Below are 15,426 nucleotides of genomic sequence, written 5' to 3' on the forward strand. Positions count from 1 at the left end.
GAAAATTTAGTAGAGAGTCTCTTGTTTAATTGTCATTTTCTAATAGCTCTAAAATAATTTTCAAATCCTTAAAGGTATCCATGTATGCATACCTTCCTCCGGTGTACTCGCCCTTTTGCATTAACGGCATTTGGTTTCTTTCCATTAAAGTAATTTTTTCTTTCATGCCTTTTATAATGAACGCAATATGATGGGGACCTTCACCATGCTCGTCGAGATATTCTCTCCATGTACTTGGATGCTGGTCTGGTTCAATTAATTCTAATTGAAGAGACCCCATATCAAAGAATGCGAGTTTTGCACGTGCTTCGGTTGAGTTCCCGTTATATTCAGTTTCCGCTTTATCCACCGTATCGGTAAGACTCCAGCCCGGGTTTTCCACACCAAAAAAATCGGCATACGCTTGACTGGTTTTTTCAATATCATGAACAAGGATTCCAATTTGAGCAATGACATTCGTACCGAGTATATTTTTCTCTGCAACTTGATCTTTATTAGTCATCAAATTCCCTCTTTTCGATATTTAGTTTGATTCAGATGCCTATACATTTTTCTTATCTCGTTGGATCATAATCTTGATAATGGTTTCCTTCACAGCAGTCCTCAAATAATAATAGTCATTGTGCTTATATACATGAGGGGCTTCTGTTAAACTCAAATAACCAATGCTTTAAAAAACTAATTTCATTATATCACCCTCTAGTTTGTTTGCGCATTCAACAAACTAAGTTTTTAAAAAAATATAATCTAGGAATGGACCGTGTCCAAAAGCTTGATTAAGCAACGCTTCTAAAACGGCCCATTAAAAGATTCCTTGTACTTCTTATCAATGATTACCAAGCGTATGCTTCAGGTGCTTGTCCTCCGGGTCCAGGGAATATTTCGTCTAAACGGTTCAATACTTCCTCATTCAATACTACTTCAACTGCGCGGAGCGATTGCTCAAACTGCTCCATTGTCCGGCAGCCAATAATAGGCGCAGTTACAGCAGGATTTGCAAGCAGCCATGCTAACGCCACTGTATCTTCTCTTACACCCAGTTCCCTGCAAAGACCAGAAAATTGTTCTAATTGAATTCTGTGCTTCTCGATTCTAGCAGCATCTCTGCCGCTTCTTGTTCCAGGCTGCTTCTTTAAAGCATTCCCTCCCAACAATCCACCATCAAGCGGGCTCCAAGGAATCACTCCAATCCCTAAATGCTGTGCGGCAGGTAACACTTCCAATTCCGGAAGACGGCAATTTAAATTGTATTTATGCTGTTCAGAAACCAGCCCGAGGAAATGGCGTGATTCAGCTTCTTTTTGCGCCTCCATTAGTTTCCACCCCGGAAAATTGCTTGCTCCTATATATCCGGCTTTTCCTTGCTGAACCGCCAACTCAAATGCTCCCCAAATTTCAGCCCAACTGACTTTCCAGTCAACATGGTGCATTTGATAGAGTTCAATATGATCGGTTTGCAGACGGCGCAGTGAATCTTCCAAGTGCCGTCGAATCTTAAATGCAGATAATCCAGGAGTATTGTTCGGACCCTCTAGCGGATTGTGCATCTCTCCAAATACTTTTGTGGCAAGGACTACTCTCTCCCTGCGGCCGCCTCCCTGAGCAAACCAGCGTCCAATGATCTCCTCTGTTCTTCCAGCATTTTCGCCCCAGCCATATACATTGGCTGTATCAAAGAAGTTAATTCCTGCATCCAACGCCGCATCCATGATGCGAAATGCTTCTTTTTCTTCTGTATCTACACCAAAATTCATGGTCCCGAGACATAGGCGGCTAACTTTCAATCCGGTTCTTCCCAATGTAGTATATTCCAAGCGTGATTCCTCCTCATATAAAAGCTTAATGGTTTACTATTTTAATATCTCCTTAGGAATAAAATTCTAGTCTTAAGTAAGTGACACACGTTGTTTATTTTTTGCGGATAATAAACACGCATCGATGACTTTCATATTTTTAATCGAATCTTCGGATGGAAAACGAAGAGATGTGCCAGCAAGAATACTTTCGGCAAATTCATCTACCTGGAGGGTATACTGGTTAAACTCCTCAACTGGTTCGGTCCGTGTCTCTCCATCTACAGTTACAGTAAAGCTTCCCCCTAAATTGGAATTCACTATAAATGCGTTTGAAACATCAATCTTCCCCTTTGTTCCTACGATTTGCAATGTGTTTTGAAAATTGGCCCACATGCCGCACATGAACGTTACACCAAGTTGATTGGGAAATTCGATTAAGCCTGTAACCATCATGTCGACATTGTCATGTTCAGGTGAAAAAAAGGCTTGAACGGTAACCGCTTCTGGTTCCTGCTCCAGCAACAATCGGGCCGCACTAATTGGATAACAGCCGACATCATATATAGAACCTCCGCCCCATTCTGCACGGTAGCGGACATTGTCTTTGTCTTCGGCATTATTAAAGGTAAAGCTCCCATGCAGTCCGCGAATGGTTCCTATTTCTCCGGAATTTAAAATTTCCTTAATTCGTTCATACCGAGGGTGATAACGGTACATAAATGCTTCGCCCAATTTGACCCCCGCCTCTTTGCATGCCGTAACCATCTCGCTAGCTTCTTCCTGATTTAGCGCTAGCGGCTTTTCACATAAAACATGCTTACCTGCTTTTGCGGCTTTTATGGTCCATTCTTTATGCAGATGATTAGGCAGCGGAATGTAAACCGCGTCGATATCAGGATCTTGCAAAAGTGCATCATAACTACCATATGATCTTTCAATGCCTAATTCAGCAGCAGTCGACCTTGCTTTCTCTAAACTCCGGCTGGCAATCGCAAGCACCACACTAGATTCAGAGTTTTTAATAGCTGGAATAACAGAATGGATGGCAATATTGGCGCATCCTAAGACTCCCCAGCGCAGCTTCTCTTTCATTTGATTTCCTCCTATTCACCAACCGTTATGTTTGTTGGACGTCCGAATTAAGTGTATAAAAATAGATATTTTTGACCTATCTTTACAAAGCAAAACAAGGAGACTAAGCTTATATATTCTTCATGTCCTAACATGTTCCTTCTAATCTCTCTCTTTTTCATTAATTTTTACCTATTTCCATAAAACATCTCCGCCTTTTTAAGAGGATGAAAATTTTTCGATCATTCTTTTTTAGGCAGTTGGTGAAACTTGATTTTGAACCAAGACTTTTTTCTCCCATGCCCTGCTTCTCCATCTAAAGAACATGGTAATCCCTCTTACCCACTCATCTACAATAAACGCGATCCAAAACCCCGGCAGTCCCAATCCAAGATGAATACCTAGAAAGTAAGCCAGCGGCACGCAAATCCCCCACATCGAGATAACGGCCATTTTAACGGAGATGGTAGTATCACCGGCTGCCCTTAGTGAACTAATGACGACCAAGTTAAACGTTCGGCCCGGCTCCAAAATGAAGCAAAACAATAATAATTTGCTTCCCATCGAAATAATCTCTTTATTATCCGTAAAAATTGAAAGCAGAGATTCCCGGAAGAAACAAATAAATACAGCAACCGTAAAGGTGAGAATAAAGCTGTATTTTAAACTAGTTAATAATTGGCGATAGGCACCATCAAAATCACGGGCACCTACCTTATAACCTATTAAAATCTGTGTTCCCTGCCCCATGGCCAAGCCAAATAGAACAATATAAGAATTAACACTTTGTGTATAAACACGGGTGGTTAAGGCAGCAGCACCAAGAATAGCGATCATCGACGTGATCACTAACTGACTGGCGTTGTAACAGAGTTGTTCACTAGCAGCCGGAATACCAATGTTTATGATTTTTTTTACTTGTGTACTATCATTTGTTAGATAATCTTTTAACTTAATATTCATTGGAATCCGTTTATACATAATCACGAGAATCACCAATAGGGCTGCTGTTCTGCTTATTCCAGTTGAGATGGCCGTCCCCTTCACACCTAGTTGTGGGAATCCCAATAAACCAAAAATCAAAATACTGTTGATCGCTAAATGAACAACGTTCATGAACATTGACACAAACATCGCATCTCGCGTGTAGCCATTCGCCCTTAAAATAGAAGAGACGGTTTGCAATAATGCCTGAATAAAAAGAGTTCCGCCAACAATGGAAAGATACTGCTTTCCTAACCCGGCAAGATGTTCTGGAAGATGAAAAAATGCCAAAAATTCGCTTTTAAAAATGACCATGATGATACTGATAATAAAACCCATGATGAAATTTAGCTTGATTGACATGGTCGTTACGATCTTAGCTTGTTCACGCAGGCCCGCTCCTAAATACTGGGAGAGGACTACAGCGGTCCCCATTGAAACAAAATTAAAGATAAGAATGGTAAAGAAAACAAGTTGATTTGATACCCCAACTGCGGCTACCGCATCATCAGAAATATGGGACAACATAATCGTATCCGTGCTGCCCATAACCACTTGAAGAAACAGTTCAATAAAAATGGGCCATGTTAGCTTAAGCAAACTTATTTGCGGCGCCGCTCCCTGGCTATTTGAAATTCCCATTACAGCTCCACCTTTAACTCGTCTTAATAGATTTTTCTATTTTGTTCATCGGCGATGCCTGATTTTCTGTAAAAATACGTGTTAATGATATCGCGCCACTCTTTAGAATGTGATACTTGTTCTTCCAATCTATTTAAAATGTCTTCATAACGCTCGGAATCAATTCTTCCCTTTAATCTTGTCCATCGTTCTTTTAATTCCTCTGCTTCCCGAACTCCTTCAAAGTGGGTATTGTAAATATGCTGAATCACGGTAGCGCCTGATTTTAACTTATGTGTATAGGGAACATGGTGGAAGAACAATAACAATTTATCCGGGCAGGTTTCTAGTGATTCATACATGTCGGCATTCTCTTTAAAATACTGTGCTGAATAACCGGTACCTGTTTTTACAGTGCGGTCAACACCAATTCCATGGCAGTCAGCAAAATGATACGTGCCCCAAACCGAATATTCATAACCATCGACATTCGGTCCATAGTGATGATGCGGATTCACCATCCAGCCAACTCCAAGTGGTGAGGTATAATGTTCATAGATTTCCCACGCTTTAAGAAGCATCTGACTAATTAGTTCGTTAACCATCTTATCTTGGCCGAATGTTTGCCCAATCCATTCATTGGTAATGGTTTCTGCTTCAAGGTCAGGGTTCCATGTTAAACGGCCAAAACCATATAGGTTCGCTTGAGCTAACGTATGTCCAGTCCAGTTGTAGTCATTCCCAATATTCGAAACGGCTGCGATACCTGAATAACGGTACGGGAACAAAGAACCGTCGACGATCTGTTTGACGGGTGAACCTTCTCCATTTGCAAAGGTGTCAAAATCAAGGATATCCTTCCACTGAGGAACCAGGTAACAAAGATGTTTTTGCTGCCCTGTGTATTCTTGGGTGATTTGGAACTCCAACATTTGATTGGTTTTCGGCATAGCACCAAATAATGGGGAAACCGCCTCCCGCACCTGGAAATCCATCGGTCCATTTTTAATCTGCAAGATCACATTCTCATGGAACTTTCCATCTAATGGTTTAAAGTGGTCATAGGCAGCCCTTGCACGATCGGTTGAGCGATCACGCCAATCCTGCATGCAGTTATAGACGAAACATCTCCAAATAACCAAACCGCCAAATGGCTCTAATGCTTCAGCTAACATATTTGCACCATCTGCATGATTTCGGTTATAAGTAAATGGACCAGGCCGGTGTTCGGAGTCTGCTTTTACGAGGAATCCTCCAAAATCAGGAATGTACTGGTAAATTTCCTTGGCTTTATTTTTCCACCATTCTTTCACTTCAGGATCAAGCGGGTCTGCCGTTTCCAAATCCCCCAGTTGAATCGTACTTGCATAATTAATACTAAGAAATGTTTTAATTCCATAAGCTCTAAAAATGCTGGCAACCTCCACTACACGAGGAAGTAGGCTAGCAGTAATTAAATTAGTTTCCACTTGGTGGACATTTACATTATTAATGGCGATGGCATTGATCCCTACAGAAGATAACAATCTTGCATAATCTTGAATACGATTTAGTTCATCAGAAAAAACATTTTCTTTGTAAAAAATAGACTTTCCAGCATAACCGCGTTCAATACTGCCATCCATGTTATCCCACTGATTAATCATTCTTAATTGATTTTTAGGAGATTCCACAATGTTTAAATCATTTATGCTTTCCCGATTCTGGATCAATCTTAATAGATGAAAAGCGGCATAAAGGACACCTATATCTCTTTTGCCGACTAGATAAATAGTAGTATTTTCACTGGTTTTAACTGTCTTGATAAAATAACCGTCATCATTGATTTGATTAAAATCTACCTCAATCTTATTTTCTAACAAATTTAATTCCGCCTTGGTAACTAATACAATCCTATTATTTGGTTTAGTCCCCGATGATGTTTCTGGATGAACCTCTAGCATGGAAGAAAGGCCGGTGCGAAGCTCATCTCGTGCAGATTCTATGACGACGGAATCTGCAAAACTTTCTATATGGGCAGTGAGTTGATGGTACTCCATTACCAAGGTAGGATCCTCAACTTTTTTATACTGAAGCCATGCGGAATAACTTTCTTTATGGTTTACTTTGTATTGTTGGGTTAGATTGTTCCAAGTATGATCGATTGTATTTTCCATTACAGGGCATCCTCCATTGAAATAGGTTTTTGGGGAAGTTAGTGAGTCGTACTATTACTCTTTTTTTTATCGGCTGAAGGCATCCCAGGCGCCTAATAAGTACATGATACCTAGTGCCCGGTCATACAACCCATAACCAGGACGGCACTGTTCATCCCATAACCTTTACTCCGACTTTAGCCAGTTTTTTAATCGTGCGTTTATAGTTTTCTATGTAATGGTCCCGAGTAGGGTACCCTAGTTTAATATCTTCATGTACGTTAACACTTTCTACTACATCGATATTAAAACCATATTCATCGGCTTGCCATTTTACTTCTTCGATTCGTTCCATTGGCCATTCCTCGCCGGCCTGCATGTCATGAAGCGCCCAAACGATTGTCTCAACGCCAGGTATTTGTTTAATAGCTTTAAGAGTGACGGTATCATTTCCCACGCCATACCATCTGAAGCCCACTTTCAAATTGGATCACTCCTCCTTAAAAATAAGTAACACGTATAAAAAGCCGATTATACAACTTTGAAAAGTGGTTTTTCAGGAATAAAATGGACTGGAATGCCAGGGAATTCAGATTGGATCCATTTTGCTAAATATTTCATACCAGGTGCCTCGCTTTCAGCATGTCCTAACACGATTAATGCTTTTCGTTTCCCCTGATAGACAGCATCCCTGACAAACTCGGGGGTTTCCCACTCTGGACCTTCACCTGAAATAATTAAATCTACATCCTCCTTCTCAAAGAGCGGGATCGATAAAGTTCCACCCCCTCTATATCCTGCTAACAATCCAATACGTGTACAAGTATCAGATAGCTCTCCAACTGTACGTACAAATTGAATTTCCAGCTTATCTTTGACATACTCAGCAATTTTCCTAACAGACATCGGAGGAATTTTAACTATCGTTGATGTTGGGGTGTCCTTTTCTATAAATGCCTTCCATTCCAAGGCTTCTATCAAGCCAGCCATAATCCCATCTGGCTCGTAGCGATGTACATAATCATGAAACCGATAGATTGATAGCCCGGATTCTCTAATGATCCTACGTTTTTCAGAAAAGACAGTGCTTTCTTCCCATAACTCTGGATTGTCGATATGGCTATAAAAAAGGCCCTCATGGGTAATTAAAAGATTGACCCCTAGATCAATCGTCCGCTCAATGACTTGCTGTGTGGCCATAAACGTGGTGGCAATTCCTTTGACCTCCATGTTTGGATGGCCGAACTTGAGCATGTCTACAGTATTTTGAATTTGGTCCACTGGCTCCATTAATCGATCCAAAACATTTTTAACGGTTAATGTCATTTTTTCACCTACTCTAAAAAAGAATTTCCTTAATAGAAAGAGTTGCCAAATCGTCTGAGGCAACTCTTTCTATATACATTTATCTTTTGGTGAAACTAGAAATTCTTAAAAGTTAATAACCTTCCAAAAAGCCTCTTTTGGCTGATGATTTTCATCAAATAAGAATGGCCAGTTTTTACGACCTCTTACTGGAAAATCATTTAACCATGTATAATCATCGGCCGCCCCCCAGAACGTTACGGCCGTAATGACCCCACGATATTCCCTAAGTAATTCGAATACCTGTTGATATCTTTGGGTCTGCAGTTCAATCATTTCGGCTGTCGGTTCGATAAGGTCCGTGCGCTTGTCTTCATGGTTAAACACAGATATATCTAATTCTGTCAGCTGCAGTTTCAATCCAAGGGATGCATAACGTTCAATAGCCGCACGAATGTCCTCGAGGCTTGAGTTTGTTAAATTCCAGTGTGCCTGAAGACCGACTCCATGAATCGGGACCCCTTTGTCAACCAATGATTTCACAAGCTGATAAATCTTTTCCCGTTTTCCTGGATTGGATTCATTATAATCATTGTAAAAAAGCAATGCATCTGGGTCAGCAGCATGTGCAAATTCAAAAGCTTTTTCGATGTAATCTTCGCCGATGATGTCAAGCCAATTGGTTTTTCTATACAATTCTGGACCTTCATCTGTTACTGCCTCATTGACTACATCCCAGCAGTAAATTTGTCCTTTATATCTTTGCATGACCGTGTTCATATGGTCTTTCATTCGTTGTAACAATTGATCTCTAGTAACCTGTTCTCCATTAGAATTCTCAAAAACCCAGTCAGGAGTTTGATTGTGCCATACCAAAGTATGCCCACGCATCTTCATCCTGTGTGTTTGTGCGAACGCTGCCAATTTATCGGCTCGTTCAAATGTAAATTTGCCCTCTTCCGGTTGTAGCAACTCAAATTTCATATCATTTTCTGCTGTAATACTATTAAAATGTTTTGCTAATAAATTCTGTTGTGTTTCAATTGTACGTAGGTTAACCGCTGCACCAATATTAAAATAGCTTTCATAGACTTTCTGTAAAGAAGAAACCTCAACACTTGTCTTTGCCATCATTAATCCATCTCCTATTAACATATTTCATCTATATTTGATGAGACTCCGCCTGCCCGTCATAATGACAAGCAGGAATTAATTATTACTCCGTTGTAAATGACGTGTAAAATCCTTTGGTAATAAAGACTTTTTTAGATGGGTTAAACAAAAATTATGCCTGATAAAAATTACGAATCCACCTGTGAGCTTTCAGCTTCGTAACCGCTTCTTGAGAAAGCCCTTTTCCGTCTCCAACCTTACAGTTTTTTTCGACATTTTTGATCGTACGCATGCCGGGTATAACGGTAGAAACCACTGGGTGGCTTAAAATATATCTCAATGAAGTTTCAGCTATATCTTCGATAGAAATGTTAAGATCTGTTACGATTTCTTGTACCCGGTTGTAGACTTCAAGTTTCCTATCATCCTTAAAATAATGATTTCTGAAATCTCCCTCTTCAAATCGACTTTCCGGGGTGATCCTGCCGGTTAGTCCCCCTTCATCTAGAGGTACACGGGCAATAACACCGACATTATTTTTTTCACATGCAGCGAACAGCTTATCCTCCGGTCTTTGTTCAAAAATATTGTAGATGACCTGAATGGTATCAACTACGCCTGTCTCAATCAGCTTGATGGCATTTTCCGGCTGGTGATCATTAATGGAAACACCAAAATATTTAATTTTCCCCTGCTCTTTCAACTTTTTAATGGCTTCAAGCCAGTCCCCTTGATTTACCCAGTCGTCAGACCAAACGTGGAACTGTTGGACATCGATCGTATCGACACCAAGATTGCGCAAGCTCTCTTCCGTGCAGGAAATAATATGATCTGCCGGGAAGGCTTCTTCTGCAGGAATACCAGCCGGAGCAGGCCATTTTAAATTTTTCGGAGGAATCTTGGTTGATACATAAATTGTTTCTGGACGTTCTCTTAATATTTGTCCAACCAAACGTTCACTGTGGCCATTTCCATAACCTAGGGCCGTATCAATAAAATTCAGGCCGAGATCAATTGCTTTGTTTAGTGCCTTAATGGATTCTTCATCGTTTGCTCCCTGCCATCCAGTATTCCCTATACCCCAGGCGCCATATCCTATCTCGGAAACTTTTAAATTTGTTTTTCCCAGTAATCTGTAATTCATTTGTATTCCTCCAGTTTTATTACTATCATTTCTACGCTGCCATAAACTCCCTTTTCCAATGAACTGTACTATGGATTTGGATTCGAAACTATTTACGTTTTGCTAACCGGATTACATTCCAAGACAATTTTGACAACACAGCTGAAACCAAACCATTTTCAATCGAGGCATTACCATTTGAATGAGGAGCAACCGGTGTTCCCTTAGCCGAATTAGTTAGTTTTAAGTCTTCGTTTTCAAGCACGATATGCTCCACAACCTCATACCCTTCAAAATTACGAATATCGCACTCTAGTTCCAAGCCTTCCTTTAAATGGCGGTTTACTGCAAAAATGGTTAACTGTTCATTTTCTTCATTATATACAGCTGTTGATTCTAAATAAGGTACATCCGTAAAATCCTTGCTATCATATTTTGGACTTGAAATAATCGGATTCAAGGAAACGCCGCGCCCAAATACCGATGCGTGCATATATGGATAGAAAATGGTCTGCCTCCAGGCTGGTCCATTTTCTTCTGTCATAATAGGTGCAATTACATTGATCAACTGGGCAAGACAAGCAATTTTAATGCGGTCAGCATGCTTTAATAACGTGATCAGCATACATCCAACCAATAGGGCATCCTCAAAATTATAATGATCTTCCAGTTGCGGAGGTGCAATGCTCCAAGGTTCAATTTTCTTATCTGCATCATTACTGTGATACCACACATTCCATTCATCAAAAGAAAGATTAATATTCTTCTTTCCTCGTTTTTTCGCTTTAATATAATCGGCTATGGATATGACTGAACGGATAAAGTCATCCATTTCGAGGGTCATTGCCAAATAGTTGGAGATGTCATTATCACGATTTCCGTAATATTGATGAAGCGAAATAAATTCAACATGATCATAGGTGTGATCCAAAACAGTTGCTTCCCAATCTGCAAAGGTCGGCATGCCTCGGCCGGAGCTTCCGCATGCAACAAGTTCAATGGTTGGGTCAACCCACTTCATGACCTTGGCTGCTTCGGCAGCAATCCGCCCATATTCTTCAGCAGTTTTACTGCCAATTTGCCAAGGACCATCCATTTCATTACCCAAGCACCAAGTTTTAATTTTATGCGGTTCTTTAATCCCATGTGAAATCCGCAAATCACTATAATAAGAACCGCCTGGATGGTTGCAATATTCTACAAGGTTTCTTGCAGCATCAATCCCGCGTGTTCCTAAGTTAACAGCCATGTTTACATCCGCATTTACCATCTTTGCCCATTTCATGAGCTCATTTGTACCAATTTCATTGGTTTCAGTAGTGCGCCAGGCTAAATCAAGCCTGCGTGGGCGATTTTCAACTGGTCCTACGCCATCTTCCCAGTTGTAACCAGAAACAAAGTTTCCACCTGGATAACGAATGATAGGAACCTGAAGCTCCTTTACCATTTCCATCACATCCTGACGGAAACCATTTTCATCTGCCTGCGGATGACCGGGCTGATAAATTCCGCCATAGACGGCACGTCCTAGATGTTCGATAAAAGAACCGTAGATACGATTATCAATCTCAGAAACTTTAAAATCCTTTTCAAGAATCAATTTTGCCTTTTGTCCCATATTTTCCATCCTCTCATTAGTAAGATAGTTTAAACTTTAACGAATTCAGTATCTATGCCCTTATTTTCCATAGTTTAAAGGAGGTTACTCATAAGTATATTTATTTCAAAGTAAAAGAAGCGAGACTTGCGTTACCGATCCCCTTATAAGTAAAATACAACGCCTGTATACCGTCCGGAATGGTAATATCAGCGGAATATTCTGTCCATATGTTCGTAAAATCAACCGGTATTTCTCCGAGGGCAGGCCCGTTCCATGCTGTTTTGACTTCAAAACTCCCTTTGGCATATCCACGCACCTTGATTTTGACTTTTCGAATAACGCCGCATTGGAAATATTTAAAACCAGCTGTAGCAGTATCCCTCATATTCGCAATGTATCCGATTTCTTTATCTCCATCCTTACCATCCTGTGTAACCTTCGGAAATCGTCCGTCCATCCATGCCCCGAGAGTACCCGAATACAATTCCTCATCCTTACAGAATAGATTGCATGCCACATAAGCTGGATATTCCCCGCGTCCCACTAGTGGTCCTCCATTGGCCCCGCAGGATGTCATCTCTACTTGGGGTATTGTGCCATCGTCTCTAAACTCAATCGGTTCAACACAGCCTTGCCTGCTGTAAACGGTTCCGTTGGTATGCCTGTGATAAAAGATGTACCATTTCCCATTAATTTCAACAATGCTTCCATGATTATTGTGACCATAGTACATAGGCTTGTCCGCTGGTTTGTAAGTATCGATACCAAGATCGGCATTGCTTACGATGACTCCCTGGTAGACAAAGCCTTCTGTCGGATGCTTGCTTGTCGCATAACAAAGCTCATGCATGAGAATAGAGGAGTAGATCAAATAATATGTATTGCCTCTTTTCCTTATGGACGGTGCTTCAAAGAACTCATGTCCTTCGTACCCGCTGCCATTGCTGTAGGGCTCACTTGGTGCAATAAAAACTGGTTCTTCCATAATGGTAAGCATATCCAGACCCAGTACCGTCGCCATGGCACCTTTTCTTGATTTGTCACCTGGTGCACAAAATCCGGTGTACAAATAGGTTTTCTCACCTTCGGTTAGGACCCCTGGATCGAATTGAGGCTGGTCGCCTTCTCTTTCCCCCAAACGAGTTCCATCTGGATAATGCACATAACCGTAAAATTCGTAACGGCCTGCAGGCGAATCACAGACAGCTACTGACACAATGGGAACTTTGTCAAGCACATAATAGAGATAATATCGACCATCTGGACCCACCGTGACGTCCGGTGCATAAAGACACATTCTGCCATCAGGATTGAGTGGATCATCTGTTTTTTTGTAAATGACGCCTTCATACCGCCAATCACCTAAATTATCCATCGGTGCAGACCAGCACACATAATCGTTTACGCAAAAGACATGCCCGTTAAAACAGTCATGAGAGCCATACACATACACTCGATTATTAAAAACATATGGTTCTCCATCAGGAATATATTCCCAAGGTGGAAGATAAGGATTAAATCCTTGCTTCATTAGTCACTCCACTCCTTGTATCCTAATAATAAGTTTGCTTATACCTCATTTTTTTACAAAATATTCTTTATTTCATTCAACACTAGATGTTCAATAAAAAAGGGACATATTGTCCCATTTTTTTTAGAATCATCCCTTAACTCCACCCAAGGTTAAGCCTTTTACAAAATACTTTTGCAGGAATGGGTACACCATAATAATTGGTAAACTTGCAATTATCGTCATGGTTGCCCTTATGGAAGTAGGAGTTACTGTGTTTGCAGCTGAATTACTGCTAGCAAATGCATCTGCCGCAGTCTTCCCTGACATAGAAGCATTTGAATTCTGTAAAATTTTCATGAGCTCATATTGCAAGGTACTTAGTTCAGGAGAAGAAGAATTGTACAAGAAAACATCAAACCAAGAATTCCATTGACCAACAGCAACAAACAATGAAACGGTTGCCAATACAGGAAGCGATAATGGTAAGACAATTTTTATAAATGTAGTAAAATCTCCTGCTCCATCGATTTTTGCTGATTCAAATAAACTCTCTGGGATGCCTTCAATGAAAGAACGAATAACAATGAGATTAAATACGCCGATAATCCCAGGGATAATATATACCCAAAAACTATCCAATAAATTAAGTTCTTTGATAAGCAAGTAATTTGGAATTAATCCGCCACTAAAATACATGGTTAAAACAAAAGCAATTGTCACAAATTTCTTAAAGACAAAATCCTTTCGACTAATCGTATAAGCTACCATTGCTGTGCCAAGAACGGATGTCAATGTTCCGATTAGTGTTCTCAAAACTGAAATCATAAACGAATGAAAAATACTGGATTCTCCGAACACATATTTATAATTTGACCAGGTAAATTCCCTCGGCCAAAGGTAAATTCCTCCCTTTATGGAATCATTCGCATCATTCAAAGAAACAGCCATCTGATTAATAAATGGATATAACATCACGACACAAAGGAAAAACATAAAGGTATAGTTAAAAATATCAAAAATATAGTCGCTTGCGCCTGTATGACTCCTGGTTGCTTTGAAAAGTTGTTTCTTTCCCATAAAATCCCCTCCTAGAAAAGCCTTGGCTGGTCAAACTTTTTGGCAATACTATTTGCTGCAAATAAGAAGATGAAACTCACGACGGTCTTAAAGATCCCCGCTGCAGTGGCAAGTGAAAAGTTACCAAGAGAAATACCGTACTTTAACACATAAATATCAAGGTTTTCCGAGTAGTCGAGGTTTAATGGATTCCCCAGTAAATATTGGGCTTCAAAACCAGATTCTAAAATATAGCCCAAATTCATAATCAGCAAAATGATGATCGTTGGTTTTAAAGATGGGAGCGTGATATATTTGATTCGCTGCAATCTAGTGGCACCGTCAATATCTGCTGCCTCATATTGCTCAGGGTCAATCATCGTGATAGCCGCCAAATAGATAATGGTGTTCCAGCCTACGTTTTTCCATACATCAGAAGCACCAAGGATTCCCCAAAACCATTTCTCTTTGCCTAGCCATAGAATGGGTTTATCAACAATCCCTAATTTCAGTAATACAATATTTACAATCCCGTTATCGAGTGAAAGTGCATAGGAAACAATACTAGCAGCAACAACCCATGAAATAAAATGTGGCATATAGCTAATGGTTTGGACAACTTTCTTGAACTTTAAAGCTTTTAGCTCGTTTAAAAGAAGTGCTAGTCCAATAGCTGTAACAAAACCCAATACCAAGTTAATGGTGCTCATCCCTAAAGTATTACGAAGCACGCGGTAAAAGTTCGGGTCAGCAAATAAAAATTTAAAATGTTCAAATCCTATCCACTCTTGATCGAACAAACTTTTTGCGGGTTTAAAGTCTTGAAAGGCAATGGACCAGCCCCATAATGGAATATATTTAAAAACAAATAGCCAAATTAAAAAGGGAAAGCTCATTGCAATGAGTGCTTTTTGTGACATTGCCTTTTTCAAAAATGTTTTTTTAGTTTTTTTCGATTGAACCGATACGGAAGAATCCACAACAGTCTTTGTTGTTTCAGTCTGAACCTGCATTTTTACCCCTCCTCTTAAAAAACAAATACATACAAAACTCAATCATCATAAGCCACACCTTAGATACTCATTCTCTCTCTAACCAAGATGAGGCTT

At 40.2% G+C, this 15,426-nt stretch carries 13 protein-coding genes and 1 pseudogene; all 14 read right to left on the bottom strand.

The features are described from left to right. Nucleotides 1-25 precede the first annotated feature (25 nt). The gene (locus V7077_RS13425; protein WP_335502302.1) at nt 26-502 is read right to left on the bottom strand and encodes a VOC family protein; all 477 of its coding nucleotides are present in this window, start codon (nt 500-502) and stop codon (nt 26-28) included. 331 nt (nt 503-833) lie between these two features. Further along, nucleotides 834-1,814 carry an aldo/keto reductase gene (locus V7077_RS13430; protein ID WP_335502304.1) on the bottom strand — a complete coding sequence of 327 codons (981 nt, stop codon included), beginning with the start codon at nt 1,812-1,814 and terminating at the stop codon, nt 834-836. Nucleotides 1,815-1,886: 72 nt separating this feature from the next. Next, nucleotides 1,887-2,888, bottom strand: coding sequence for a Gfo/Idh/MocA family protein (locus V7077_RS13435; protein WP_335502306.1), 1,002 nt, complete (start codon nt 2,886-2,888; stop codon nt 1,887-1,889). Nucleotides 2,889-3,119: 231 nt separating this feature from the next. Next, nucleotides 3,120-4,493 (bottom strand): MATE family efflux transporter, encoded by a 1,374-nt coding sequence (locus V7077_RS13440; protein WP_335502309.1) that lies wholly within the window; start codon nt 4,491-4,493, stop codon nt 3,120-3,122. 23 nt (nt 4,494-4,516) lie between these two features. Next, nucleotides 4,517-6,628 carry an alpha-glucuronidase family glycosyl hydrolase gene (locus V7077_RS13445; RefSeq protein ID WP_335502311.1) on the bottom strand — a complete coding sequence of 704 codons (2,112 nt, stop codon included), beginning with the start codon at nt 6,626-6,628 and terminating at the stop codon, nt 4,517-4,519. Between the two features lie 66 nt (nt 6,629-6,694). Next, nucleotides 6,695-6,757 (bottom strand): hypothetical protein, encoded by a 63-nt coding sequence (locus tag V7077_RS27730; protein WP_420489650.1) that lies wholly within the window; start codon nt 6,755-6,757, stop codon nt 6,695-6,697. Nucleotides 6,758-6,785: 28 nt separating this feature from the next. Beyond that, nucleotides 6,786-7,091: pseudogene (locus V7077_RS13450) on the bottom strand (mannonate dehydratase); the annotation flags it as partial. Nucleotides 7,092-7,138: 47 nt separating this feature from the next. Further along, a complete protein-coding gene (locus V7077_RS13455; RefSeq protein WP_335502313.1) occupies nt 7,139-7,933 on the bottom strand; it encodes a Nif3-like dinuclear metal center hexameric protein in 795 nt (264 codons plus the stop codon). A gap of 105 nt (nt 7,934-8,038) precedes the next feature. Next, a complete protein-coding gene (locus V7077_RS13460; RefSeq protein WP_335502483.1) occupies nt 8,039-9,043 on the bottom strand; it encodes an endo-1,4-beta-xylanase in 1,005 nt (334 codons plus the stop codon). Between the two features lie 154 nt (nt 9,044-9,197). Beyond that, a complete protein-coding gene (locus tag V7077_RS13465) occupies nt 9,198-10,169 on the bottom strand; it encodes an aldo/keto reductase (protein WP_335502315.1) in 972 nt (323 codons plus the stop codon). 88 nt (nt 10,170-10,257) lie between these two features. Continuing rightward, entirely contained in the window at nt 10,258-11,766 is a 1,509-nt protein-coding gene (gene arfA / locus V7077_RS13470; protein WP_335502318.1) for an arabinosylfuranosidase ArfA, read from the bottom strand. 100 nt (nt 11,767-11,866) lie between these two features. After that, nucleotides 11,867-13,279 (bottom strand): family 43 glycosylhydrolase, encoded by a 1,413-nt coding sequence (locus V7077_RS13475; protein ID WP_335502319.1) that lies wholly within the window; start codon nt 13,277-13,279, stop codon nt 11,867-11,869. A gap of 129 nt (nt 13,280-13,408) precedes the next feature. After that, on the bottom strand, nt 13,409-14,338 hold the full coding sequence (locus V7077_RS13480; RefSeq protein ID WP_335502321.1) for a carbohydrate ABC transporter permease: 930 nt from the start codon (nt 14,336-14,338) through the stop codon (nt 13,409-13,411). An 11-nt stretch (nt 14,339-14,349) separates the two neighbouring features. Continuing rightward, nucleotides 14,350-15,330, bottom strand: coding sequence for an ABC transporter permease (locus V7077_RS13485; RefSeq protein ID WP_335502325.1), 981 nt, complete (start codon nt 15,328-15,330; stop codon nt 14,350-14,352). Nucleotides 15,331-15,426 lie beyond the last annotated feature (96 nt).

Origin of the sequence: Neobacillus vireti (genome assembly GCF_036962465.1) — a bacterium.
GTDB lineage: Bacteria > Bacillota > Bacilli > Bacillales > Cytobacillaceae > Neobacillus > Neobacillus vireti_B.

Bases quoted from the DNA above. Each gene is read 5' to 3' on its own strand.
- V7077_RS13425 (WP_335502302.1), bottom strand. From the start codon at position 502: ATGACTAATAAAGATCAAGTTGCAGAGAAAAATATACTCGGTACGAAT.
- V7077_RS13435 (WP_335502306.1), bottom strand. From the start codon at position 2,888: ATGAAAGAGAAGCTGCGCTGGGGAGTCTTAGGATGCGCCAATATTGCC.
- V7077_RS13440 (WP_335502309.1), bottom strand. From the start codon at position 4,493: ATGGGAATTTCAAATAGCCAGGGAGCGGCGCCGCAAATAAGTTTGCTT.
- V7077_RS13445 (WP_335502311.1), bottom strand. From the start codon at position 6,628: ATGGAAAATACAATCGATCATACTTGGAACAATCTAACCCAACAATAC.
- V7077_RS13455 (WP_335502313.1), bottom strand. From the start codon at position 7,933: ATGACATTAACCGTTAAAAATGTTTTGGATCGATTAATGGAGCCAGTG.
- V7077_RS13460 (WP_335502483.1), bottom strand. From the start codon at position 9,043: ATGGCAAAGACAAGTGTTGAGGTTTCTTCTTTACAGAAAGTCTATGAA.
- V7077_RS13465 (WP_335502315.1), bottom strand. From the start codon at position 10,169: ATGAATTACAGATTACTGGGAAAAACAAATTTAAAAGTTTCCGAGATA.
- arfA (WP_335502318.1), bottom strand. From the start codon at position 11,766: ATGGGACAAAAGGCAAAATTGATTCTTGAAAAGGATTTTAAAGTTTCT.
- V7077_RS13475 (WP_335502319.1), bottom strand. From the start codon at position 13,279: ATGAAGCAAGGATTTAATCCTTATCTTCCACCTTGGGAATATATTCCT.
- V7077_RS13480 (WP_335502321.1), bottom strand. From the start codon at position 14,338: ATGGGAAAGAAACAACTTTTCAAAGCAACCAGGAGTCATACAGGCGCA.
- V7077_RS13485 (WP_335502325.1), bottom strand. From the start codon at position 15,330: ATGCAGGTTCAGACTGAAACAACAAAGACTGTTGTGGATTCTTCCGTA.